Consider the following 20,746-nt stretch of genomic DNA (forward strand, 5'->3'; position numbering starts at 1 on the left):
TTTATTCGATTACACCACAGACAATACGTGCACCACCACCACCAAGCGGCTTGGGCTGGTCGGCATAATTGTCGCCGCCTATATGAACCATCAGCGCCCGCCCTTTGATTTCATCCAGCGACTTGAGACGTGGCGCAACAACCGTTTCACTGACCTTGCCATCAGCATTGGCCTTCAAAAGTGGCAAGTCGCCCATATGACCATGTCCTTCTGGACCCATGTGATGTTTCGAGCCTTCCGGATCGTAATGGCCACCGGCTGCTTGAGCAGGAACCATTGTCCCGTCCTGTTCGGCAGGCGCACAGCTGCCCTTTTCATGAACATGGAAGCCATGTTCACCGCCCGGCATTCCGTTTAAATCCGCTTTGAATGAAAGCCCATCAGTACTTTGGGAGACTGTAACAGTCCCCATTTCCTTCCCCTGTCCTGTTTCGAGAGCCTCGTACATTTTAACTGTTGTGTCTTGGGCAAACGCAGGCATGGCGAAAAGTGCAATAGTTGAAGCAAGAACGAAAGATCGCATTATCTCCTCCTCTTATTTGGTTTGGTGATAAGCGGTAAACGCACTACGGCGCGAATTGTTCGAAACTTATAAAACTGCGCGCCGGTTGAGACAGCGCGCAGCATATTTGAAAATCAGGTCGTAACGAATTGCGCCATCATGCCGACGTCTTCATGTTCCAACACATGGCAGTGGAACATGAAAGGATGATCAGGCGTAGCTTCGCGATCAAAATGGACCAGAATTTCGGCCTTGCCATTGATCAACGCCGTATCCTTCCAACCTGATTGATGGAGCAGTGGCGCTTCCCCGTTCAACGTCAGAATGCGGAATGACGCTCCATGGATATGGAATGGATGCGCCATTTCTTTCGTCGTCAGCTCCCATATTTCCCACGATCCAAGCTTAACTTCGGCATCAATACGGCTCATGTCGAAAGGTTTTTCAGCAATCGCCATCTGAACGCCTGATGTCAAAGCCTGCAATGCAGGTCCGGCGTCAGTATTGCTCCGACCCGAATGCATGTCGTGATCACTCATCGCTGGCATATTGTGCCCGGCATGAGGATCACTCGACATGCCGCCCATCATGAGCTTCATATTTTCGGCCATGCGTTCATCGAAGAAATACGACCGCCTGCGTGCTGATAGCTTCACGTCAGGTGCCTCAGGGCCATCAAGCTTCGTCGGCAAGTTTTTGATTGCGCCATCGATTTGGTCATTAATGATGAATTGCATCAAAGGCACATCGCCGCCACCGCTGTCATCGCTGGCCGTAAGCAAATCCAGAGTGCCTTTCGATTTGGAAAAGTCGACCAGAACTTCATAGCGCTCGCCTGGGCTGATCGTCAGACGTTGGACTGTATCGAGCTTGCTTATACAGCCGCCATCCGATCCGATGACATGCAACGGCTGGTCATCGCTGAGACGGATATGGAAGTTCCGCGCATTGGCACCGTTCAGAATGCGCAATCTTACAACAGACGCCGGAACATGCGCTTGCGGTGCAATCACGCCGTTGACGATTAGCTTGTCGCCGCGAAAGCCGTGCATCAGATCCATGATATCGGGCTGGTAAACCTTGTCGCCTTCGATAACCCTGCGGTCCTGCAAGACAAGCGGCAGGTCATCAACACCATAGGTTTCAGGCACTCCGCGTTCGCTATCCTTGCCATCGCTGACAATCATGAGCCCGGCAATGCCCATATGTGCCTGTCGGGCGGTGTCGCCATGCAAGTGCGGATGGAACCAGTTAAACGATGCAGGCTGATTGACTGTAACCTTTGGCTCCCAGCTGTTGCCTGCTGCGATCACATTATGTGGCCCACCATCCAGAATGGATGGTACGAAAAGACCGTGCCAATGAAGGGTTGTGTCCTCATCCATACCATTCTCAACCGATAGCGTGACGGCCTCTCCGTTCTTCAAACGGACAACCGGGCCAAGATAGGTGCCGTTAACCCCCGCAGAAGCCGCATCGCTCCCTTCAGTGAAGGAATGGCGCCCTTTCTGAACTTTCAGCTTTACGATGCCTGCAGCATCCGGCTCCAATAATGTTGGAATAGGCAAAGTCTGTGCTTTTGCCTGTGCTGTGGGTGCACCATGCTGCATATGTTGCTGATGGGCGTCCTGCGCGAAGGCCTCAAAAGGCCGGACGACAGATAAAGCAGCCGCGCTTACACCAAGCGTCAGCAGACGGCGGCGAGTCATGCTCGTCATGATCATTCTCCAGATAATATCTCTACCAATGCGCATCTCGCCCGAAATCATTTCATGAATTCTGGAATGCGCTCATTGCCGCCAAAGAGGTGGCAGCATTTCTAGGGATTAGATCTGGTAAGATATTGGGGGGCGTAATACGCCAAATGGATCGCTGCTGTTCAATGCAGCAACACGCGGAGGAAGCCCGAACTCATGATCCGGCGTGAACAGAGTGACATCTGAAGCAAGCTGTATGATGCCGCCACAACTCATCATGACACAGGCAGCAGATGCTTTCTTGCCGTGATCGGCTGGCATGGAATGCCCCATATCATGTTTTAGAATCTTAACCGTCTCATGGCAGTCGGTGACTGCTACAGTCTGCGGAAGATCGTGCGCCATGGCATAGCAAAGCTGCGTGGAAACCAAAAAGAGCAACGACAATAGAGCAATCAGCATACGGGAAGGCATTCGCAAAACAGAATGTTTGCGAAAGTTCATGCCAATGTTTCCGTATCTGAAAGCCTGCGCAGTCATTGTGATTCCAAGTTGCGAAATTCATCTTAAGGCTGCCTTAAGGCAATTGAAAGGCCCTGGCTTTTTCCCTTGAATCCGCTTCGTATGTTCATTTTGTTTCGAAAAGAGCACATTCGAAATTAGAAAATTACGTGAGAGCCCTTTTAAGCTTGCGGTTTCGTGTTTTGTGGCACTAAGAAGGCAACATCTCGGGCTTCCTCCCAAAACGTACAGCCCACAAATATGGATATGAAACAATGACTGTCGCTCAAGCAGTTGTTCCGAAGAAAAATTCTGCGCGCCGCGTTCTGGCCGCGAGCATGATCGGCACAACTATCGAATTCTTTGACTTTTATATTTATGCCACCGCTGCGGTAATCGTGTTCCCGCATCTCTTTTTCCCGGCAAGTGACGGTAACTCGGCGCTGCTCCAGTCCTTAGCAACTTTCGCTATTGCCTTCTTCGCACGCCCGATCGGCGGCGCGTTGTTCGGCCACTTCGGCGACAAGGTTGGCCGTAAGGCAACGCTCGTCGCAGCACTTATGACCATGGGTATTTCCACGGTCGCAATCGGCTTTCTGCCGACCTATGAATCCATCGGCGTCTGGGCAGCCCTCCTGCTCGCTCTCTGCCGTCTGGGTCAGGGCCTTGGCCTCGGCGGTGAATGGGGCGGTGCAGTTCTGCTCGCAACCGAAAATGCGCCCGAAGGCAAACGTACATGGTATGGCATGTTCCCGCAGCTCGGAGCACCCGTCGGCTTCATTCTCGCAACAGGTATCTTCCTGATCCTGGCTGAACTTCTGACCGAAGAACAGTTCATGTCTTTCGGCTGGCGCATTCCTTTCATCGCCAGTGCACTGCTGGTTGGTGTTGGCCTCTTCATTCGTCTGAAGATCGCTGAAACGCCAGAATTCCAGAAGGCAATCGACAAAGCTGAACGCGTCGAAGTTCCGGTCGCAACCCTGTTCAAGAAACATAAGTCGAGCCTGTTCCTCGGCACCATCGGCGCAGTTGCAACTTTCGTACTGTTCTATCTCATGACCGTGTTTTCGCTCGGTTGGGGTACGCGCGCGCTCGGCTATAGCCGTGAACAGTTCCTCATCCTGCAGATGGTTGGCGTGATCTTCTTCGGCCTCACCATCCCGGTTGCAGCTCTACTTTCCGATAAATACGGCATGCGTCCTGTCATGATCATCGTCACAGTCCTGATCGGTCTGTACGGTTTCATCATGGCTCCACTCTTCCTCAGCGGAACCGTTGGCGTTCTTGCCTTCCTCATTATCGGTTTTGGCCTGATGGGACTGACCTATGGTCCGATTGGCGCAGCTCTTGCTGAACCGTTCCCGACCTCGGTTCGCTATACGGGCGCTTCGCTTACCTTCAATCTGGCAGGCATTCTCGGCGCATCGGTTGCACCTTACATCGCAACCTGGCTCGCAACGCATTATAGCTTCGACTATGTCGGCTATTACATGTCTGCCGCAGCCGTTGTCTCGTTGATTGGCTTTGCATTTATTTCGTTCAAACGCGGCGAGTAAGCCCCGTTTAACGCAAATAAAAAAGCCCGCGCGGATCGCTCCGCGCGGGCTTTTCTTTATATAAGCTCGACTAAGAAACTTATTCGGCGTCAGCAGCTTCCAGGGCAATTGCCACTGACTGAATGATCGATGCGAACCGCGCAGCGGTCTGGATCACCTCGGTTGTCACATTTGCTTTGCGCAGTACGTCTTCGTGTGCGTCGATGCACATGCCGCAGCCATTGATTGCGGAAACGGCCAACGACCACAGTTCGAAATCGACTTTGTCCACGCCCGGATTGCCGATCACATTCATGCGCAGCTTTGCTGGCATGGTGCGATAGTCCTTGTTGGTCGCAAGATGCACAAAACGATAATAGACATTGTTCATGCCCATGATCGATGCAGCCGACTTTGCAGCTTGCACAACCGTCGCATCAACTTTTCCAGCAGCTTCAGCAACCAGTGCCTTGCGCACATCGGCGTTACGCGAAGCAATGCCGCAAGCAATGAACAGTCCATATTTCTGCTGTGGTGTCAGCGTTTCATCGCTTGCCATAGACGAAAGATTGAGACGAACATCCTTGGCGAAATCCGGGATTTTTGACTTCAGATCATCAATGGACATGGAACCCTCTTTATTTGTCAGTTCTGAATAAACAAAAGGCGGGCCTTAACCCGCCTTGTCTCAAATCATTGAGGCTGATTAAGCAGCCTTGAGCGTTTCGCCACCGACTTCGCGGTTGCATGGGCAAAGCTCATCGGTCTGCAGAGCATCGAGAACACGCAGCGTGTCCTTAGGAGCACGGCCAACATTGAGGTTGGTTGCGTAAACGTGCTGGATCGTGTTGTCCGGATCGACAACGAAGGTGTAGCGGTAAGCAACGCCATCTGGCGAACGAACGCCGAGGCCGTCAACCAGCGAACCATTGGTGTCTGCAAAAGACCAGATTGGCAGCTTGTCGAGGTCCTTGTGATCGCGACGCCATGCGAGCTTCACGAATTCGTTGTCGGTCGAACCGCCCAGAACAACTGCATCGCGGTCTTCGAAATCGGAAGCCAGACGTGCGAATTCAGCGATTTCGGTTGGGCAAACGAAAGTGAAGTCCTTAGGGTAGAAGAAGATGACCTTCCACTTGCCTTCGAAGCTTGCTTCGGTGACTTCTTCAAAAGCCGACACGCCGTTTTCTTCGTGGAAGTTGAAGCCAGGCTTAACGCCAGTTACTTTGAAAGAAGGAAGCTTGTCACCGATACCGAGCATCTCATACCTGCCTGTAAATTCGTTGTTATGCAGAAAATTCAGAAGTTTCAGAACTAACTGCTTGCGAGTCATATATAGGCGCTCTAAATCAATCGGTCAAAGCGATTAAAACGATCCAATCCATCGATTTAAACGATGGGGATAAGTTTCAGACTGAAGACCATGCTCAATATCAGTGTTCGTCAACTTCACTATTTTATAGCTCTCGTCAAAGCAGGTTCCTTCTCGCGCGCAGCCGAGGCGGTTGGCGTTACGCAATCCACATTAAGCGCGGCCATTCAGACCCTGGAAGCAGAGATTGGCGTAACCTTGATTGATCGCACGGGGCGACGGATGCAATTGCTGCCTGCCGGAGAGGATTTCCTCAACCGTGCGCGCGAGATCGTGGCTTCAATTGAGGAGCTGCCGGAACATGCGCGTCAGGCCGAACGCCCGCTGACAACACGCTTGCGATTGGGTGTCATCCCGTCCATTGCGCCGTTTTTATTGCCAAAGGTGCTGCCAACAACAGCCAAGGCTTTTCCAGAGCTGCAATTGAGCGTGCGGGAAGGACTGACGCGTACCCTCCTCGACAATCTGCGCTCGGGAACGCTTGATGTGGCGCTTGTTGCTCATCCCTATGATCTTGATGATTTTGAAGTCGCGGAGATAGGACAAGACCCATTTTTTCTTGCGGTACGCCGCGACCATGCGCTGGCCAACCGAGACCGCATTGAAGCGAGCGATCTTCAGGACCAACCGTTTCTCTTGCTGGAGACTGGCCATTGTCTGCGTGAGCACGTCATGGCAGCCATTGGTTCAAAGCCCACACAGACAGGTGGCGATGTTCATGCAACAAGTATCATGACTCTGGTACAGCTGGTTGAATTTGGCATGGGTGTGACGCTGTTACCGGAGGTCGCTATCAAGGCGGGCGTTACACGCGGCAGCGAAATCAGCATCGTGCCCTATGAAGGACAACACAATTTCCGCTCACTTGCCTTGGCATGGCGAGCGAATGCTGCTCGACGCAACGAGTATCAGCTTTTCGCAACCCATCTGCGCAATCACTGCATGAAGAAGTAAATTAAAGAATACCCCAGGCGCGGAACCGTCCGCGCCCGGTGATTTCTCGTAAATTGAGATCGGAAATCAGCTTCAGCGCGCCCTGCTGCGTGACCTCAAGTTCTTTCTCGACCATCTGGCTTGAAACCAGTGGGCTGCGCATCATCATGTCGACAAGTTGCGGCAACCGCGAATTGGAGCGCCGACCCTTGAGCTTGCGCTGCATCTGCTCACGCGCAAGCAAAAGGCGGTCATGCTCTTTCATGCTTAATTCCGCAGCTTCCTCAGTCGCCGCAAGAAATGTCTTAAGCCGCACCAATCGGTTGGTTGAGCGCCTCTCATCAGGACGCTTTGTGCGAAGACCTATATTAAGCGCTGGCAAATGATTGGTGGCGATGCCCGACTGGCGCAAATATGCGGCCGCAAGCAGCCGCCCTATCCAGTTTGAACGCTGCACCACTTCCAGTGAAAACCATGCATCATGCATCAGCGCAGCACGTAGAAGTGGTGGTAAATGAGCCGTCTTGGCAAATAGATCCCGCCACTCCTGCAAGCGGGTGTCTTCATCCCAATCGTCATCGTAAAGAAGCGAATCTGCTTCCACCGGCTGTGGTTTCGACTGTTCTTTTAAGATGCCTTTCAGCAGAGCGTCCGTGCGCGCAAGCAAGGCATCCACATCATCAAGTAGAGGATCGTTATCCTCATCTTCCTGATGGCTATAGTCACGCGTCTCTTCGCTACGGACGTCAATATTCCGCCCGAGAACCTGCTGCATACCCGCCGGACTAAGAGCCCAGCTTGGTGAACGACTGAAAATCTGTCGTCGCAAGCGCAGCACAGAATGAGAGATTGTCAGTGCATGGCTTGGGGTGCGGCTATCCATCAGGGCATCGTGCAGCACGAGATCCTCGAGATGCACCAGTTCGCCCTCAAGCCACATGGATGCAACCGCATCATGCATATGCATGCGCTCAAGCATTCCATCGCGGATCGGAGAGCGTGCAAGTCGCTCGTCAAGTCTTGCTAGTGCAGCCGTAGCATTCGCCACGGGCACAAAAAACTCTTCGAGCGGCAGCTTGTCGATTTCATAAGCCATGTTCCGCATATCGCAGTCGATTGCAGAGAAAGGCAAACGAAAAGGCGTGCTTAGGCGAGAACTTCCGCAACTTTCACAGCACGCCCTTCTTTGACAGAGAGAAGTGCTGCTTCGGCAAGTGCCAAAGCCTGCAAACCATCTTCGGCAGAAGGTGTGGGTGCTTTGCCACTATCAATCGCATCAATGAAAGCTGCAATTTCTGCGGCATACGCATCTGTGTAGCGAGTCATAAAAAAATCATGCAGTGGTGGACGCGTATAGCCATCCTTCGATGCAACCTCGATGGAAACCGGACGCTGGTTCTCAGCCGAAACCGCTCCCTCCGATCCGTGCACTTCGATGCGCTGATCATAGCCATAGGATGCACGGCGTGAATTGGAAATCACGCACTGGCGACCGGAAGCCGTGGTCAGGATGACGCTCGCACTGTCATAATCACCGAGTTCACCGATCTTTGGATCGACAAGAACCGAAGCAGATGCAGAAACCGTTGCAATTTCTTCACCCAGCAGAAAACGCGCCATGTCAAAATCATGGATCGTCATATCGCGGAAAATACCACCCGATACCTTGATGTATTCCGCAGGCGGAGCGCCCGGATCGCGGCTGGTGATTGTGACCATTTCGACTTTGCCGATACGACCATCATTGATCGCCTTACGAACAGCGGCAAAATGCGGATCGAAACGGCGATTGAAACCGAGCATGACCTTGCCACCGGTTTCCTTGATGACACCAAGGCAAGCCCGTACGCGCTCGATATTGAGATCAATCGGCTTTTCGCAGAAAACCGCCTTACCTGCGCGTGAGAATCGTTCGATCAGATCGGCATGGGTGTTGGTTGGCGTGCAGATCAGCACAGCGTCCACATCGGACGAGTTTTCGATCTCGTCAATGGAACGCACTTCCGCACCAGCCGCATCAGCAATTGCACGCGCTGCATCCTGATTGGCATCAGCCACCGCAATCAGTTGCGCCCGCTTGTCGGAAGCGATTGCGCCCGCATGTACTTTTCCGATACGACCGGCGCCTAGCAGAGCAAGACGTGTAACCATTGCCTTCATCCTCCCAAAACGGCCATCCTCGATTGACCGACAAATCAGTTTCGCTATTCCGTTCTGCTCATTTCCCGATTATGTCACGGATGCAAAGCTCAATGGAATATTTATTCTATTTTGCTAGATTGTGATATATGGGATGTCAAGAGACCGTTTCTGAAAGGATGGCAATGGACACCGAACAAGCTGTTGCTGCGCAAGCCGAGACTTCCGCCAGTGTGCCAGCCCCTACCCCAGCGAATGTAAAAGAATTCGAGGCAAGACTGCTCGAAGTCGCTGACCGGTTGCCTAAGCGCCTGAAGCAATGCGCCGATTACGTTGCCGCCAATCAGGACCGGATCGCCGTTTCAACGGTCGCGGAAATGGCAGAAGGCGCAGGCGTTCAAAGTTCGGCCTTCATGCGATTTTGCCAGATATTGGGCTTTTCCGGTTTTTCGGAAATGCAGAAGCTTTTTCGCGACTCCTATGCTGGCGGTTGGCCCGATTATTCCACACGTCTTGAGCATTTGCGCGAAACGGCGGCAGGAAGCGCCCCGGCCCTTCTGGCAGAGTTTGCCGAGGCCGGCCGCACTTCACTAGAAAGCCTGTTGAAGACCATCGAGCCGGAGGCACTTGAGAAAGCCGTCAAGCTGCTGGCAACAGCAGAAACCATTCACATCATCGGCGTTCGGCGAGCATTTCCGGTTGCGAGCTATCTGGCCTACGCGCTTGAAAAGATGCAGGTTCCGGCCATGCTTCACAGCACTGTCGGAAAGCTGGAAAACCAGCACGCTATCCGTAAAGGCGATGTGTTGCTCGCGATTTCGTTCTCGCCCTACTCGCCTGAAACCATTGCCATGGCAGAAAATGCCGCCACGCGCGGCGTTGATGTTGTTGCGATTACCGACACGATTGTCAGCCCAATGAGCAAGTTTGCCAATGAGTCGCTGCTTGTCTCCGAAGTTGACTTCGGTGCCTTCCGCTCTCTTTCCGCTACACTTTGCCTTGCGATTACGCTTGCCGTCGCCGTTGGCACGGAACGACAGTCGTAAAATGATACGACATTCTATTTTTCGATTGAAATGGAATAATAAATCCATTTTAATCAGAAATAGAATGGTTGCTGCGTGTCGTGACTCACAGGCAGCCTCTTCAAGCTAAAAAAGCATGCGCCGAGGGAGGACTTTAATGAAGCGGCTGGATTTGATTACGATTGGCCGATCTTCGGTGGATCTTTACGGCGCACAGGTCGGCGGTCTGCTTGAAGACATGTCATCCTTCAACAAATATGTCGGTGGCTCTCCCACCAATATCGCGACTGGTACTGCTCGACTGGGCCTCAAATCCGCACTCATAACCCGCGTCGGTGACGAGCATATGGGGCGCTTTCTGCTGCGCGAACTTGCGCGTGAAGGTGTGGATACGCGCGGTATCGTCACCGATCCGCAACGCCTGACAGCGCTGGTGATCCTTGGCATCCGCGATCAGGAACATTTCCCGCTCATCTTCTATCGCGAAAACTGCGCCGACATGGCGCTTTGCGAAGACGATATCGATCCGGACTTCATTGCCGAGGCCGGATGTGTACTCGCCACTGGCACGCATCTGTCGCATCCGCGCACGGAAGCTGCTGTCCTCAAAGCTTTGAAGCTTGCGCGGGAAAACGGCAGTCGTACGGTGCTCGACATCGATTATCGCCCCAACCTCTGGGGGCTTTCCGGCCATGGTGATGGCGAGAACCGTTTTATCGAGTCCGCTTCCGTCACCACCAAACTGCAATCGACACTGCATCTCTTTGATCTCATCGTCGGCACCGAAGAAGAGTTTCATATTGCTGGTGGTTCGACCAATACGGTTGAAGCGCTTAAAGCCGTTCGCAAAGTCACGAAGGCGGCACTCGTTTGTAAACGCGGACCAATGGGCGCCGTGGTCTTTGAGGGCGACATTCCTGACAATCTCGACAAGGGGCAATCAGGACAAGGTTTTCCGATTGAAGTTTTCAACGTGCTTGGCGCGGGCGATGGCTTCATGTCTGGTCTGTTGCGCGGCTGGCTCAAGGGTGAAGACTGGCCAACCAGCCTGAAGTTCGCCAATGCCTGTGGTGCCTTTGCAGTGTCGCGTCATGGCTGCACACCCGCTTATCCAAGCTGGGAAGAGCTGCAATATTTCTTCAAGACCGGTATTCGCGACAAGGCGTTGCGCAAAGATCTGGCACTTGAACAGGTGCACTGGTCCACAAACCGTAATGGTGAATGGCCCCATATGCGCGTCTTCGCTTTTGACCATCGTATCCAGCTGGAGGAGATGGCGCAGGAAACTGGTGCCACAGATGAAAAGATCGGTGAATTCAAAGAACTATGCCTGAATGCTGCGTTGGAGGTTTCAGGCGGAGAAAGCGGCTATGGCATTCTTTGCGACGGTCGTCTTGGACGCGATGCGCTCTACCGTGCGGCCGGGACCGGCCTGTGGATCGGACGCCCAACCGAATGGCCCAGCTCGCGCCCTTTGGAGCTTGAGCCTGAACTCGGTCCTGATTGCGGCGGCCTTGTTGAATGGCCTGTCGAGAACGTCGTCAAGGTTCTATGCTTCTATCACCCTGATGACAGCGCCGACGTGAAGGCGCAACAGGAAGCCACCGTGAAGCGACTTTTCACGGCTGCTCGCCGCAACCGTCTCGAGTTTCTGTTAGAAGTCATTCCATCCAAGGTAGCGCCCGTCGATGATATGAGCACCGCCAAAGTCATCGAGCGTTTCTACGAAATTGGCGTTTATCCTGACTGGTGGAAGCTTGAGCCGCTGAAGACTGCCAAGGCATGGCACAATGCTTGCGAAGCGATCACCCATAACGATCCTCACACGCGCGGCATTGTTGTGCTGGGGCTTGATGCGCCAGCCGAAGAACTGGAAGCAAGCCTGAAAATCGCTGCGGATTTTGATCTGGTGAAGGGTTTTGCCATCGGCCGCACCATTCTGGGCGATGTCGCTCGCCAATGGCTCGCCGGCAAAATGAGCGACACCGACGCAGTTGCAGAAATGGCAAAACGCTATCGCGGTTTCTGCGATCTTTGGGATAGGCTGCGACAGAAATAAACGCATCTCTGGCACAGGTGGAGGCCTGTCTTGTGAGATTGCGAGAATGCGGATTTCCGCCGGGAGGAAAGATGAAGACCGTTCGACTGACAGCGGCACAGGCTCTTGTGCGCTATATAGCCAATCAGATGACGCCAGAGGGAGATCCCTTCATCGCTGGTGTCTGGGCTATTTTCGGCCATGGCAATGTCGCAGGGCTTGGCGAGGCACTGCATGGTATCCGCGATCAGCTCGTTACATGGCGTGGCCATAATGAGCAAACCATGGCTCATGCAGCCATTGCCTATACCAAGCAGCTCGGTCGCAAACGCGCCTGCGCTGTCACCTCCTCCATTGGGCCCGGCGCAACCAATATGGTGACGGCAGCAGCACTCGCCCATGTTAACCGCCTGCCGGTTCTGTTCATCCCCGGAGACGTTTTTGCCAATCGTGGTCCTGATCCTGTGCTTCAGCAGATCGAGGATTTCAACGACGGCACCATGACAGTCAATGACTGTTTCCGCCCGGTGAGCCGCTATTTTGATCGTATCACCCGTCCAGAACAGCTTCTGACAGCCCTGCCGCGCGCTTTCCGCACAATGACCGATCCAGCAGATTGTGGTCCTGTGACGTTGTCTTTCTGTCAGGACGTTCAGGCCGAAGCCTATGACTGGCCGGAAGAGTTCTTCGCACCAAAAGTCTGGCATTGGCGACGCCCGCCAGCCGATGAGCAGGAGCTTGCAACTGCTATTGCCGCAATCAAGGCTGCCAAGACGCCGGTTATCGTTGCAGGCGGTGGCGTCCATTATTCAGGTGCGCACGAAGAGCTGAAAAGCTTTGCAGAAACCCACAATATCCCCGTTATCGAAACGCAGGCTGGTAAGTCGGCACTGCCGTGGGATCATGCGCTCAATTTTGGCCCGGTCGGTGTTACGGGTGCAGATTCTGCCAATGCGATTGCAGCAAATGCGGATCTGGTGATCGGTGTCGGAACGCGCTTTCAAGATTTCACGACCGGCTCATGGGCACTGTTCAAACATCCGAACCGCAAGCTGCTTTCCCTTAATGTTCAACCTTATGACAGTCACAAACATGGCTCTATCTCACTCGTGGCTGATGCAAAAGTCGGCCTTAATGGGCTTTCTGCAGGATTAAAAGGCTACAAACGCCCATCTCTAGACAGCAGCCTCAAGGCAAAATGGTTTGAAGCGGCGGACCGTTTCACAGCTTCTCCCGGTGATGCCAACCAGCTTCCCACAGACATGCAGGTGATCGGCGCAGTGCAGCGTCAGTCGAAAGAAAATACCGTCGTCATGTGCGCGGCTGGAACCATGCCGGGTGAATTACACCAGCTCTGGAAAGCCGGTCGCCCGATGTCCTATCACATGGAGTATGGCTTCTCCTGTATGGGCTATGAGATTGCAGGTGGGCTTGGCATAAAGATGGCGGAGCCGGACCGCGACGTGATCGTGATGATCGGTGACGGCTCCTATATGATGGCCAATTCCGAGCTTGCGACCTCTGTAATGATGGGCATCAAGATCACAGTCGTGCTTACCGACAATCGCGGTTATGGCTGCATCAACCGTTTGCAAATGGCGACCGGCGGTGCCGAGTTCAACAATCTGCTCGACCACACAACCCATGTGAATGCATCGAATATCGACTTCGCAGCCCATGCAGGTGCGATGGGTGCCGACAGCAAAAAGGTCGGCTCCATCCGCGAACTCGAAGATGCGCTAGCAGAAGCGCGCAACAGCCCGCGCACCAAAGTTATCGTCATCGATACCGATCCTTACCCGACGCCTGAAACCGGCGGCTGGTGGTGGGACGTGGCTGTGCCGGAAGTCTCTGACCGCGAACAAGTACGCGCCGCGCGTGAAAATTATGAAGCTCAGATCAAAGAAAGAAACTGACCGATGATCCTCTATGGCACCAACCCGATTGCCTGGTCGAACGATGATGATCGCAGCCTCGGCGCACATATAAGCCTTGATCAATGCCTCAATGAGGCTTCTAAAATCGGCTTCGACGGAATTGAAAAAGGCCATAAATTTCCGCAGGTTGCAGCGGAACTTAAAGCAGTACTCGAACCACGCAATCTGCGTTACGTTTCTGGCTGGCATTCGCTCAATCTTCTTACCAATTCCGTTGAGGATGAGAAGGTTGCGATGCAGCCAGCGCTTGATCTTCACAAGGCCATGGGCTGCAAGGTCATCATCGTTTGCGAAACATCGAACGCCATTCATGGCGACGATAACAAGCCGCTCTCTGAGCGCCCGGTACTCGAAGAAGCCCTTTGGGCAAAGTTTGGCGCAGGCGTAGAAGCACTGGCCGAGTGTGCCGCCACGCAAGGCATTGCACTCGTCTATCACCATCACATGGGTACGATTGTTCAGAACGAAGATGAGATCGATCTTCTGATGAAACATACCGGGCCACACGCCAAGCTGCTGCTTGATACAGGGCATTGCCTGTTTGGCGGCGGCGATCCTGAACGTGTTGCAAAGAACCATATGGGTCGCGTTCGCCACATTCATGCGAAGAACGTGCGCCCGACGATTGCGACACAAGTGCGCGATCAGAGCCTGTCCTTTCTGGAAGGTGTGCGCCGCGGCGTTTTCACAGTTCCGGGCGATAAGGAGGGCGGCGTGGATTTTGTACCAGTACTCAAGGTCGCAGCCCAGCACGGCTATCAGGGCTGGCTGGTCATCGAAGCAGAGCAAGATCCCGATGTGCGTAATCCATTTGAATATCAGACACTGGGGCTGAAATCGCTCAAAGCATTTGCGCGCGAAGCAGGACTCGATAAGGGAGACTGAGCCATGGCCAATCTGTTACGCAAACCCAATGGCAAGCATGGCAAGGTGCATGACATCACGCCGGAAAGTGCCAACTGGGGCTATGTCGGCTTTGGCCTCTATCGTCTGAAAGCAGGTGAAACCGCGACTGAGAAAACCGGCGACCGCGAAGTCATTCTGGTGCTGGTCGAAGGCAAGGCAAAGCTCAAGGCTTCTGGCGAGGATTTCGGCGAAATGGGCGAACGGATGAGCGTGTTTGAAAAGCTCGCCCCGCATTGTCTCTATGTGCCTGCTGAGAGCGACTGGGATGCCGTGGCGACAACCGATTGCGTGCTTGCTGTCTGCACCGCGCCGGGCAAACCGGGTCGCAAGGCGCAAAAACTTGGACCTGAAGGCCTGACTTTCGATACGCGCGGCCAAGGCGCCAACACCCGCAATATCTTCAATATTGCTATGGAAGGTCGGGATGTCGCCGACAGCCTTCTGGTGACGGAAGTATTCACGCCGCAGGGCAACTGGTCATCCTACCCGCCTCATCGGCACGATGAAGATAACTTCCCGGATATGACATATCTGGAAGAAACCTATTATCATCGCCTCAACCCATCGCAGGGCTATGGTATTCAGCGGGTTTTCACCGAAGATGGCAGTCTCGATGAAACCATGGCCGTTTCTGACGGCGATGTAGTTCTCGTGCCAAAGGGACATCACCCATGCGGCGCGCCCTATGGTTATGAGATGTATTATCTCAACGTCATGGCCGGTCCGATCCGTAAATGGCGGTTCAAGAACCACCCAGATCATGACTGGATTTATAAGCGCGATAATCCGTCGTCATAAAGATAAGCCCCGGATTTCCGGGGCTTATTTCTTACAGTCGGGCAATCTTTTTAAGATCATCGATTGCACCGGGCGCCGCTACAAACACCTTGTTGCCTTTGGTCAGTTGCTCACCCTCCGTCGGGAAAGGATGTGCATAGCCGCCTGCTTCCTTAACGAGGCAGAAACCGGCCATGCAGTCCCATGCATGCATATATGGCTCATAATAGCCAACCAGACGCCCGGCCGCGACATAGGCGATCATAAGCGCACCGGAACCATTACGGATGAATGTGCCGCCCGCTTCAAGCAGATCTTCCACGATCTTCGCAACCACCTGCGGCGTTACATAATTGTTAGCGCCAATGCCGGTCACCGAATTGCGGATATTGCGAGATGGATCAAGCGTCAGCTTTTTGCCATTAAGTGTTGCACCCTGCCCTTTGGCAGATGTGTAAAGCTCATCAAAGCAAGGTGCCTGAATAACACCGATGACCGGCTCACCATCTTTGAGAACCGCAATGGAAACGCACCAGTTCGGCATTCCATTGACGAACGGACTGGTGCCGTCGATGGGGTCGACAACCCATGTGAAGCCTGAGCTACCTGCATTCAGCCCGTATTCCTCACCCAGAAAGCCATCTTCGCTGAAGGTTGTCGAAACACGCTCATTTATCAGCTGTTCGACATTGCGGTCGGCGATGGACACCACATCCTGCGGATCACGTTTAATTTCGATCACAAGTGTTTCGCGGCGATTGAAGTAATCGAGCGCCATAGCGCCTGCCTCACGCGCAATTTCCTGCGCAAGCTTAAACCGCGTTTCAAGTTCTATTGAAATGTCCGATGTCATGCTTGGTTTCCAGTCAGAGGGAATAAAGGCGCAAGGTTCATGCGCTCAATTGTTGATGATGGCAAGGCCGCGCGGCTTGAAATGAATCGCCACGTCGGTTTGTGGTGCAAGCGCCTCTTCCACCGCCGGATCGACAATGAAAAGCTTGCCGTGCTCAGTCTCAATTTCATATTCAATATGATCACCAAGATAAGCGGAATGTGCCACGCGTCCGGGGAAGTCTCCGCCACTCTGGGCTTGCAGGCTCACCGCATTGGGACGAACCGCCAATTGGGCCGGCCCCGGCTTTGCCTTTGCCGATGCCAAACGGTGCTCGAGTTTCCCGATACGAATAACAGCTTCTCCATTTGCTGCACTGATGACTTCACAGGGCACGACATTTGCCTCACCCATGAAGTCTGCAATGAAGGCAGATGCAGGCGACTCATAAAGATCACGCGGACTGCCTTGCTGCGCTATATCGCCGTCTTTCATGACAATAATTGTATCGGATACTGCCAAAGCTTCATCTTGGTCGTGGGTAACATAAACTGCTGTGAAACCAAGTCTTTGCTGTAGTTCTCTGATCTCGGTTCTCACCCGACGACGCAACCGCGCGTCGAGATTGGACAGCGGTTCATCGAGCAATAACACCTGTGGCTCCAGCACCAATGCACGGGCAACTGCGACACGCTGTTGCTGCCCTCCGGACAGTTCTGCAGGAAGGCGATGCCCCATGCCTGCAAGGCCCACGAGCTTCAGCCCTTCTTCGGCCCGCTCACGCGCTTCTTTCTTCTTCAGTCCCGAAGATTCAAGTCCATAGGCAACATTGTCGAGCGAGCTCATATGCGGAAAAAGAGCATAGGATTGAAACACCATCGATACATCGCGCTCGTTGGCAGGGAGCATGGTCACATCCTTGCCACCGATCAGAATGCGACCCGATGTAGGATGCTCCAGCCCCGCCAGAAGGCGCAGGGTCGTGGTTTTGCCGCAACCGGACGGGCCGAGCAAGGTCACAAGTGTGCCGGGTTCAACTGTCAGCGACAGATCAGGCAGAGCGGTGAAATTACCAAACTTCTTGGTGACGTTTTGAAAGGTAACGGAGCCGGGACGGATCATAGTCATACGGCTTTCTCCTGTTGAACGGTTTTAATCGGCGTGTGCGTGGCAACGCGGTTTTCGCGCCGCAATCGGCGTTCACCGACAAGGAGCTGGAAGGTGACAATCACAACTACCATTACGAGAATGAGTGCCGATGAGTAGGCAATCGCCACACCGAACTCGCCATTTTCGACAAGGCCTACGATATAAGAAGTCGCCATGTTGTATTCCGCCGATACAAGGAAGATCACGGCGCTGATCGATGTGATGGCACGCACGAAGGAATAAACCAGTGCAGCTGTAATGGCCGGACGCAGAAGCGGCAGGATCACCTTGCGGATGGTACGGAAACTGCCCGCACGCAGCGTGAGCGACGCTTCATCAAGACTTTTGTCGAGCTGGCTCATCGCTGCAATGCCACCGCGCACACCAACCGGCATATTGCGGAACACGAAGCAGGCAATCAGGATCAGCGCCGTGCCGGTCATTTCAAGCGGTGGGAGGTTGAAAGCCATGATATAGCTGACACCGATAACCGTGCCCGGAATGGCGAAGCTCAGCATCAGTGCAAACTCGAACACACTGCGCCCGAAGAAGCGCTGCCGGACGATCAGATATGCGGTGAGCAAGCCGACAGCGGCAGTAAGCGGTGCGGAGATGAGCGATATTTCCATCGTCGTCCAGAACGAGTTCCAGGCAACACCCGTCCAGGCAAAGCCGCTATCGGTCCACGCAACTGAGAAAGCACGACGATAATGATCGAATGTCAGCGAATTATCGAGACCCCATGTACGCACAAAACCGCCAATAAGGATCATCAGGTAAACAACGACCGTGAATATCATCCACGGAATAACAAGGGCATAGACGCCAATCTTCAATCCATTTGGCAAGCCGGCATGAATGCCTGAATCGCCCTTGCCGGTGACGGTGGCAAAGTTCTTGCCCGATAGCCACAGACGCTGAATGAGAAAGGCCGACAGTGTGAAGCAGAGCAACACGATAGCCAACACGGCAGCACGCGACGGATCGTTTTGCGCGCCCACAACGGCAAAGAATATCTCGGTTGAGAGCACGCCGTGACTACCGCCAAGCACCATCGGATTGCCAAAATCTGCCATGCTTTCGATGAAGGCGATCAGGAATGCATTGGCTAGCCCCGGTGCCATGAGCGGCAGCGAAACACGATTGAACGTGCGCCAGCGATCAGCACGCAGGGTTTGTGATGCTTCCTCCATGGAAGGCGAAACACCCTCAACAACGCCGATCAGAACCAGAAAGGTGATTGGCGTGAAGGAAAGTACCTGTGCGATCCAGATGCCCGTAAGGCCATAAAGCCAGCGGCCGGGTTCAACGCCAAAGAAATAGGAAATCTGTTCAGTCACCACACCAGCGCGACCGAACAGCAATGTGAGCGCCAGACCAATGACAAATGGTGGTGTGATGATCGGCAGCACTGTGAGAATGCGCAAGCCCTTCTTGAAAGGAAAGCCTGTGCGGGTTGCGACGAGTGCGAAAGAAAGCCCAAGCACTGTGGAGCCGGTTGCCGTCATTAGCGCCAGCCACAGCGTTCGCCATGCAACGCCGCAGCGTCCCTCGCCGATCACACAGGCAAGACTCCAGATCGAAGAATCCTGAATATTGCCGATGAAGCCATCCGGTTTGAAGGAACCATCAAAATCCTGAACGGAGCCTGCAAACATGCTGAAGATCGGATAGAATACAAAGACGCTGACCAATGCGACGAGCAGCGTGATAGAGGAAACGACAAAAGCATCGCCTTTCATCACCCCGCGTTCAGCAAGAGCGAAGGAAAAAATCAGCAGAAAACAAAGACCAGTCAGCACAGCTCCGGCACCAAAGGCCGGTTGTCCATCGGCAAGCTGACCGAAGAGTGCCTCGGTAAATGTCCAGTTCCAGCCGGTGAAGCCGATTGCCAGTCCTTGCAGTGCGAGAAAGCCAGCGCCCAAAAGGCTTGCACCAATCAGAACGGATGTCCGCTTTTCCGGGGACATCACAAAGCGTGCAAAGACACATAAGAGCATCAGTATCGCAACAACAGCGAGCCAGGGGCGTCCATAAGTGAATATTTGCAGAATACCGGGAGCATTCTCGGCCTGACTGAAAAACCCTTCAAGCCAGCTGAAACGGAAGAAGCCTTGCTCAATGCGATACCAAGGCAGGATCAGGAGCGCGGCCAAAGCCAGCGCCAGAACCACATCAAGCCGTCGATTGTGTTGTTTCATATCTATCCGCTTTTCTGCTCATTTTTTGCTCATGGCGGGCAAAGTGGACACAATTATCCATCTCCCGCCGGATAGCGGCGGGAGGGTCGATAACGAAAATGGATTGCTAGTCGCCGATATGGCGAAGCTTTAATTTGCCTTTGCGCCGATTTCCTTGTCCCAGCGTTCAAGGATTTCTTTGCGCTTGGTCGGTTCGCCATAGGTCTTGAAGTCGTAGTCGATCAGCTTGATATCCTCGAAGCGCGGCGACTCTTTCGGCACTTCTGCGTTTTTGTTAGACGGAAGCTGGAAGGATTTGGCATCCTTCATTTTTGACTGCACTTCGGCTGTCAAAGCCCAGTCATACCACTTCTTGGCGTTTTCGAGATTGCGGGCGCCCTTGATGATCGACATGGAACCGATTTCATAGCCCGTACCTTCGCAAGGTGCGATTGACTTAATCGGGAAACCTTCAGCAGTCATTGCAACCGCATCATGCATGAACACAATACCAATACCATTCTCACCGCGCGCAGCCGACTTTACCGGTGCAGATCCCGACTTGGTATATTGCGAAACATTGGCATTGAGTTTTGCCAGATATTCAAAAGCCTTTTCCTCGCCCATCAACTGTATCAGAGTGGCAAGAGCCGTATAGGCTGTCCCGGATGAATTCGGGTTAGCCATTTGGATTTCGCCCTTATAGGACGGATCAAGCAGATCGGCCCAGCAGGCCGGTTCCTTCAGGTTCTTTTTCTTGAAGATGTCGGTGTTGTAGCCCCAACCGAGCGCACCAGCATAAACGCCGACAGTGCGGAATTCAGAGCTTTCTGCCTGCTTCTTCGCCCAATCCTGCAACTGGTCGAGCATTGGCGATTTATATTCGAGCGTCAGCCCTTCGGATGCAGCCTGCAAATGCGGATCGCCAGTACCTGCCCACCAGATATCGGTCTTCGGATTGCGTGCTTCGGCACGAACCTTCGCATAGGTTTCGCCAGAAGACAGGCGCACCATATTGACCTTGATATCCGTTTCTTTCTCGAAATTATTCTTCATTTGCTCGCAGATCACAACGTCTGCCGAACAGATGAGATTGAGATTGCCAGAAGCCTGTGCAGAAACCGCAAATGATGAAACGCCAGCGGCGAGTGCCGCGGCCGTAAGTGCCCAACGCATCATTATTCCTCCCTATGATCAGCGCCTCCACGCTGCGGCTTTTTGCA

18 protein-coding genes are annotated in these 20,746 nt (G+C 53.5%); 7 read left to right on the forward strand and 11 right to left on the reverse strand.

Going from position 1 to position 20,746, the window contains the following annotated elements:
* Position 1: 1 nt before the first annotated feature.
* The 3 genes from sodC to ACSME1_RS17965 all read right to left on the reverse strand — a co-directional run bounded on the left by sodC (position 2) and on the right by ACSME1_RS17965 (position 2,703).
* Positions 2-523 carry a superoxide dismutase [Cu-Zn] SodC gene (sodC, locus tag ACSME1_RS17955; protein WP_435655123.1) on the reverse strand — a complete coding sequence of 174 codons (522 nt, stop codon included), beginning with the start codon at positions 521-523 and terminating at the stop codon, positions 2-4.
* A 113-nt stretch (positions 524-636) separates the two neighbouring features.
* Positions 637-2,220, reverse strand: a complete 1,584-nt coding sequence (gene cueO, locus ACSME1_RS17960) for a multicopper oxidase CueO (protein ID WP_435655124.1) — start codon at positions 2,218-2,220, stop codon at positions 637-639.
* 108 nt (positions 2,221-2,328) lie between these two features.
* Positions 2,329-2,703 (reverse strand): hypothetical protein, encoded by a 375-nt coding sequence (locus tag ACSME1_RS17965; RefSeq protein WP_245872245.1) that lies wholly within the window; start codon positions 2,701-2,703, stop codon positions 2,329-2,331.
* A gap of 272 nt (positions 2,704-2,975) precedes the next feature.
* Here ACSME1_RS17965 and ACSME1_RS17970 point away from each other — a divergent pair, with 272 nt between their 5' ends.
* Entirely contained in the window at positions 2,976-4,256 is a 1,281-nt protein-coding gene (locus ACSME1_RS17970; protein WP_424576810.1) for an MFS transporter, read from the forward strand.
* 79 nt (positions 4,257-4,335) lie between these two features.
* Here ACSME1_RS17970 and ACSME1_RS17975 read toward each other — a convergent pair whose 3' ends face one another.
* Together ACSME1_RS17975 and ACSME1_RS17980 are read right to left on the reverse strand one after the other, a co-directional pair.
* A complete protein-coding gene (locus ACSME1_RS17975) occupies positions 4,336-4,863 on the reverse strand; it encodes a carboxymuconolactone decarboxylase family protein (RefSeq protein ID WP_435655125.1) in 528 nt (175 codons plus the stop codon).
* Positions 4,864-4,941: 78 nt separating this feature from the next.
* Complete coding sequence (locus ACSME1_RS17980) at positions 4,942-5,496, reverse strand: peroxiredoxin (protein WP_024896329.1); 555 nt, start codon at positions 5,494-5,496, stop codon at positions 4,942-4,944.
* Positions 5,497-5,658: 162 nt separating this feature from the next.
* Here ACSME1_RS17980 and ACSME1_RS17985 point away from each other — a divergent pair, with 162 nt between their 5' ends.
* Complete coding sequence (locus tag ACSME1_RS17985) at positions 5,659-6,561, forward strand: hydrogen peroxide-inducible genes activator (protein WP_435655461.1); 903 nt, start codon at positions 5,659-5,661, stop codon at positions 6,559-6,561.
* Position 6,562: 1 nt separating this feature from the next.
* Here the strand turns inward: ACSME1_RS17985 and ACSME1_RS17990 are convergent, their stop codons facing one another.
* Positions 6,563-7,636 carry an RHE_PE00001 family protein gene (locus tag ACSME1_RS17990; protein WP_435655126.1) on the reverse strand — a complete coding sequence of 358 codons (1,074 nt, stop codon included), beginning with the start codon at positions 7,634-7,636 and terminating at the stop codon, positions 6,563-6,565.
* A gap of 50 nt (positions 7,637-7,686) precedes the next feature.
* Positions 7,687-8,691: an inositol 2-dehydrogenase gene (gene iolG, locus ACSME1_RS17995; RefSeq protein ID WP_424576808.1), complete on the reverse strand. Its 1,005-nt coding sequence runs from the start codon at positions 8,689-8,691 to the stop codon at positions 7,687-7,689.
* Positions 8,692-8,864: 173 nt separating this feature from the next.
* Here iolG and ACSME1_RS18000 point away from each other — a divergent pair, with 173 nt between their 5' ends.
* From ACSME1_RS18000 to iolB, 5 genes are all read left to right on the forward strand, one after another.
* On the forward strand, positions 8,865-9,725 hold the full coding sequence (locus ACSME1_RS18000) for a MurR/RpiR family transcriptional regulator (protein ID WP_111787095.1): 861 nt from the start codon (positions 8,865-8,867) through the stop codon (positions 9,723-9,725).
* Between the two features lie 136 nt (positions 9,726-9,861).
* Entirely contained in the window at positions 9,862-11,763 is a 1,902-nt protein-coding gene (locus ACSME1_RS18005) for a bifunctional 5-dehydro-2-deoxygluconokinase/5-dehydro-2-deoxyphosphogluconate aldolase (protein ID WP_435655127.1), read from the forward strand.
* Between the two features lie 71 nt (positions 11,764-11,834).
* On the forward strand, positions 11,835-13,658 hold the full coding sequence (iolD, locus tag ACSME1_RS18010; RefSeq protein WP_435655128.1) for a 3D-(3,5/4)-trihydroxycyclohexane-1,2-dione acylhydrolase (decyclizing): 1,824 nt from the start codon (positions 11,835-11,837) through the stop codon (positions 13,656-13,658).
* Between the two features lie 3 nt (positions 13,659-13,661).
* Entirely contained in the window at positions 13,662-14,564 is a 903-nt protein-coding gene (gene iolE / locus ACSME1_RS18015) for a myo-inosose-2 dehydratase (protein ID WP_435655129.1), read from the forward strand.
* Between the two features lie 3 nt (positions 14,565-14,567).
* A complete protein-coding gene (gene iolB, locus ACSME1_RS18020) occupies positions 14,568-15,383 on the forward strand; it encodes a 5-deoxy-glucuronate isomerase (RefSeq protein WP_435655130.1) in 816 nt (271 codons plus the stop codon).
* Between the two features lie 31 nt (positions 15,384-15,414).
* On the opposite strand, the gene ACSME1_RS18025 is transcribed toward iolB, so the two are convergent.
* From ACSME1_RS18025 to ACSME1_RS18040, 4 genes are all read right to left on the reverse strand, one after another.
* A complete protein-coding gene (locus ACSME1_RS18025; RefSeq protein WP_435655131.1) occupies positions 15,415-16,215 on the reverse strand; it encodes an inositol monophosphatase family protein in 801 nt (266 codons plus the stop codon).
* Between the two features lie 45 nt (positions 16,216-16,260).
* A complete protein-coding gene (locus ACSME1_RS18030; protein ID WP_024896339.1) occupies positions 16,261-17,322 on the reverse strand; it encodes an ABC transporter ATP-binding protein in 1,062 nt (353 codons plus the stop codon).
* On the reverse strand, positions 17,319-19,544 hold the full coding sequence (locus ACSME1_RS18035; protein ID WP_435655132.1) for an ABC transporter permease: 2,226 nt from the start codon (positions 19,542-19,544) through the stop codon (positions 17,319-17,321). Before ACSME1_RS18035 ends, ACSME1_RS18030 begins: the two co-directional genes overlap by 4 nt.
* Positions 19,545-19,673: 129 nt before the next feature.
* Positions 19,674-20,699 (reverse strand): ABC transporter substrate-binding protein, encoded by a 1,026-nt coding sequence (locus ACSME1_RS18040; protein WP_024896341.1) that lies wholly within the window; start codon positions 20,697-20,699, stop codon positions 19,674-19,676.
* Positions 20,700-20,746: the final 47 nt, after the last annotated feature.

The organism is Brucella pituitosa, from assembly GCF_965577835.1.
Lineage (GTDB): Bacteria > Pseudomonadota > Alphaproteobacteria > Rhizobiales > Rhizobiaceae > Brucella > Brucella pituitosa.

Coding starts and splice junctions, on each gene's coding strand:
- ACSME1_RS18030 (WP_024896339.1), bottom strand. CDS start 17,322: ATGACTATGATCCGTCCCGGCTCCGTTACCTTTCAAAACGTCACCAAG.
- ACSME1_RS17970 (WP_424576810.1), top strand. CDS start 2,976: ATGACTGTCGCTCAAGCAGTTGTTCCGAAGAAAAATTCTGCGCGCCGC.
- cueO (WP_435655124.1), bottom strand. CDS start 2,220: ATGACGAGCATGACTCGCCGCCGTCTGCTGACGCTTGGTGTAAGCGCG.
- ACSME1_RS17965 (WP_245872245.1), bottom strand. CDS start 2,703: ATGAACTTTCGCAAACATTCTGTTTTGCGAATGCCTTCCCGTATGCTG.
- iolG (WP_424576808.1), bottom strand. CDS start 8,691: ATGGTTACACGTCTTGCTCTGCTAGGCGCCGGTCGTATCGGAAAAGTA.
- ACSME1_RS17990 (WP_435655126.1), bottom strand. CDS start 7,636: ATGGCTTATGAAATCGACAAGCTGCCGCTCGAAGAGTTTTTTGTGCCC.
- iolB (WP_435655130.1), top strand. CDS start 14,568: ATGGCCAATCTGTTACGCAAACCCAATGGCAAGCATGGCAAGGTGCAT.
- ACSME1_RS18025 (WP_435655131.1), bottom strand. CDS start 16,215: ATGACATCGGACATTTCAATAGAACTTGAAACGCGGTTTAAGCTTGCG.
- iolD (WP_435655128.1), top strand. CDS start 11,835: ATGAAGACCGTTCGACTGACAGCGGCACAGGCTCTTGTGCGCTATATA.
- iolE (WP_435655129.1), top strand. CDS start 13,662: ATGATCCTCTATGGCACCAACCCGATTGCCTGGTCGAACGATGATGAT.
- ACSME1_RS18040 (WP_024896341.1), bottom strand. CDS start 20,699: ATGCGTTGGGCACTTACGGCCGCGGCACTCGCCGCTGGCGTTTCATCA.
- ACSME1_RS17980 (WP_024896329.1), bottom strand. CDS start 5,496: ATGCTCGGTATCGGTGACAAGCTTCCTTCTTTCAAAGTAACTGGCGTT.
- sodC (WP_435655123.1), bottom strand. CDS start 523: ATGCGATCTTTCGTTCTTGCTTCAACTATTGCACTTTTCGCCATGCCT.
- ACSME1_RS18035 (WP_435655132.1), bottom strand. CDS start 19,544: ATGAAACAACACAATCGACGGCTTGATGTGGTTCTGGCGCTGGCTTTG.
- ACSME1_RS17975 (WP_435655125.1), bottom strand. CDS start 4,863: ATGTCCATTGATGATCTGAAGTCAAAAATCCCGGATTTCGCCAAGGAT.
- ACSME1_RS17985 (WP_435655461.1), top strand. CDS start 5,659: ATGCTCAATATCAGTGTTCGTCAACTTCACTATTTTATAGCTCTCGTC.
- ACSME1_RS18005 (WP_435655127.1), top strand. CDS start 9,862: ATGAAGCGGCTGGATTTGATTACGATTGGCCGATCTTCGGTGGATCTT.
- ACSME1_RS18000 (WP_111787095.1), top strand. CDS start 8,865: ATGGACACCGAACAAGCTGTTGCTGCGCAAGCCGAGACTTCCGCCAGT.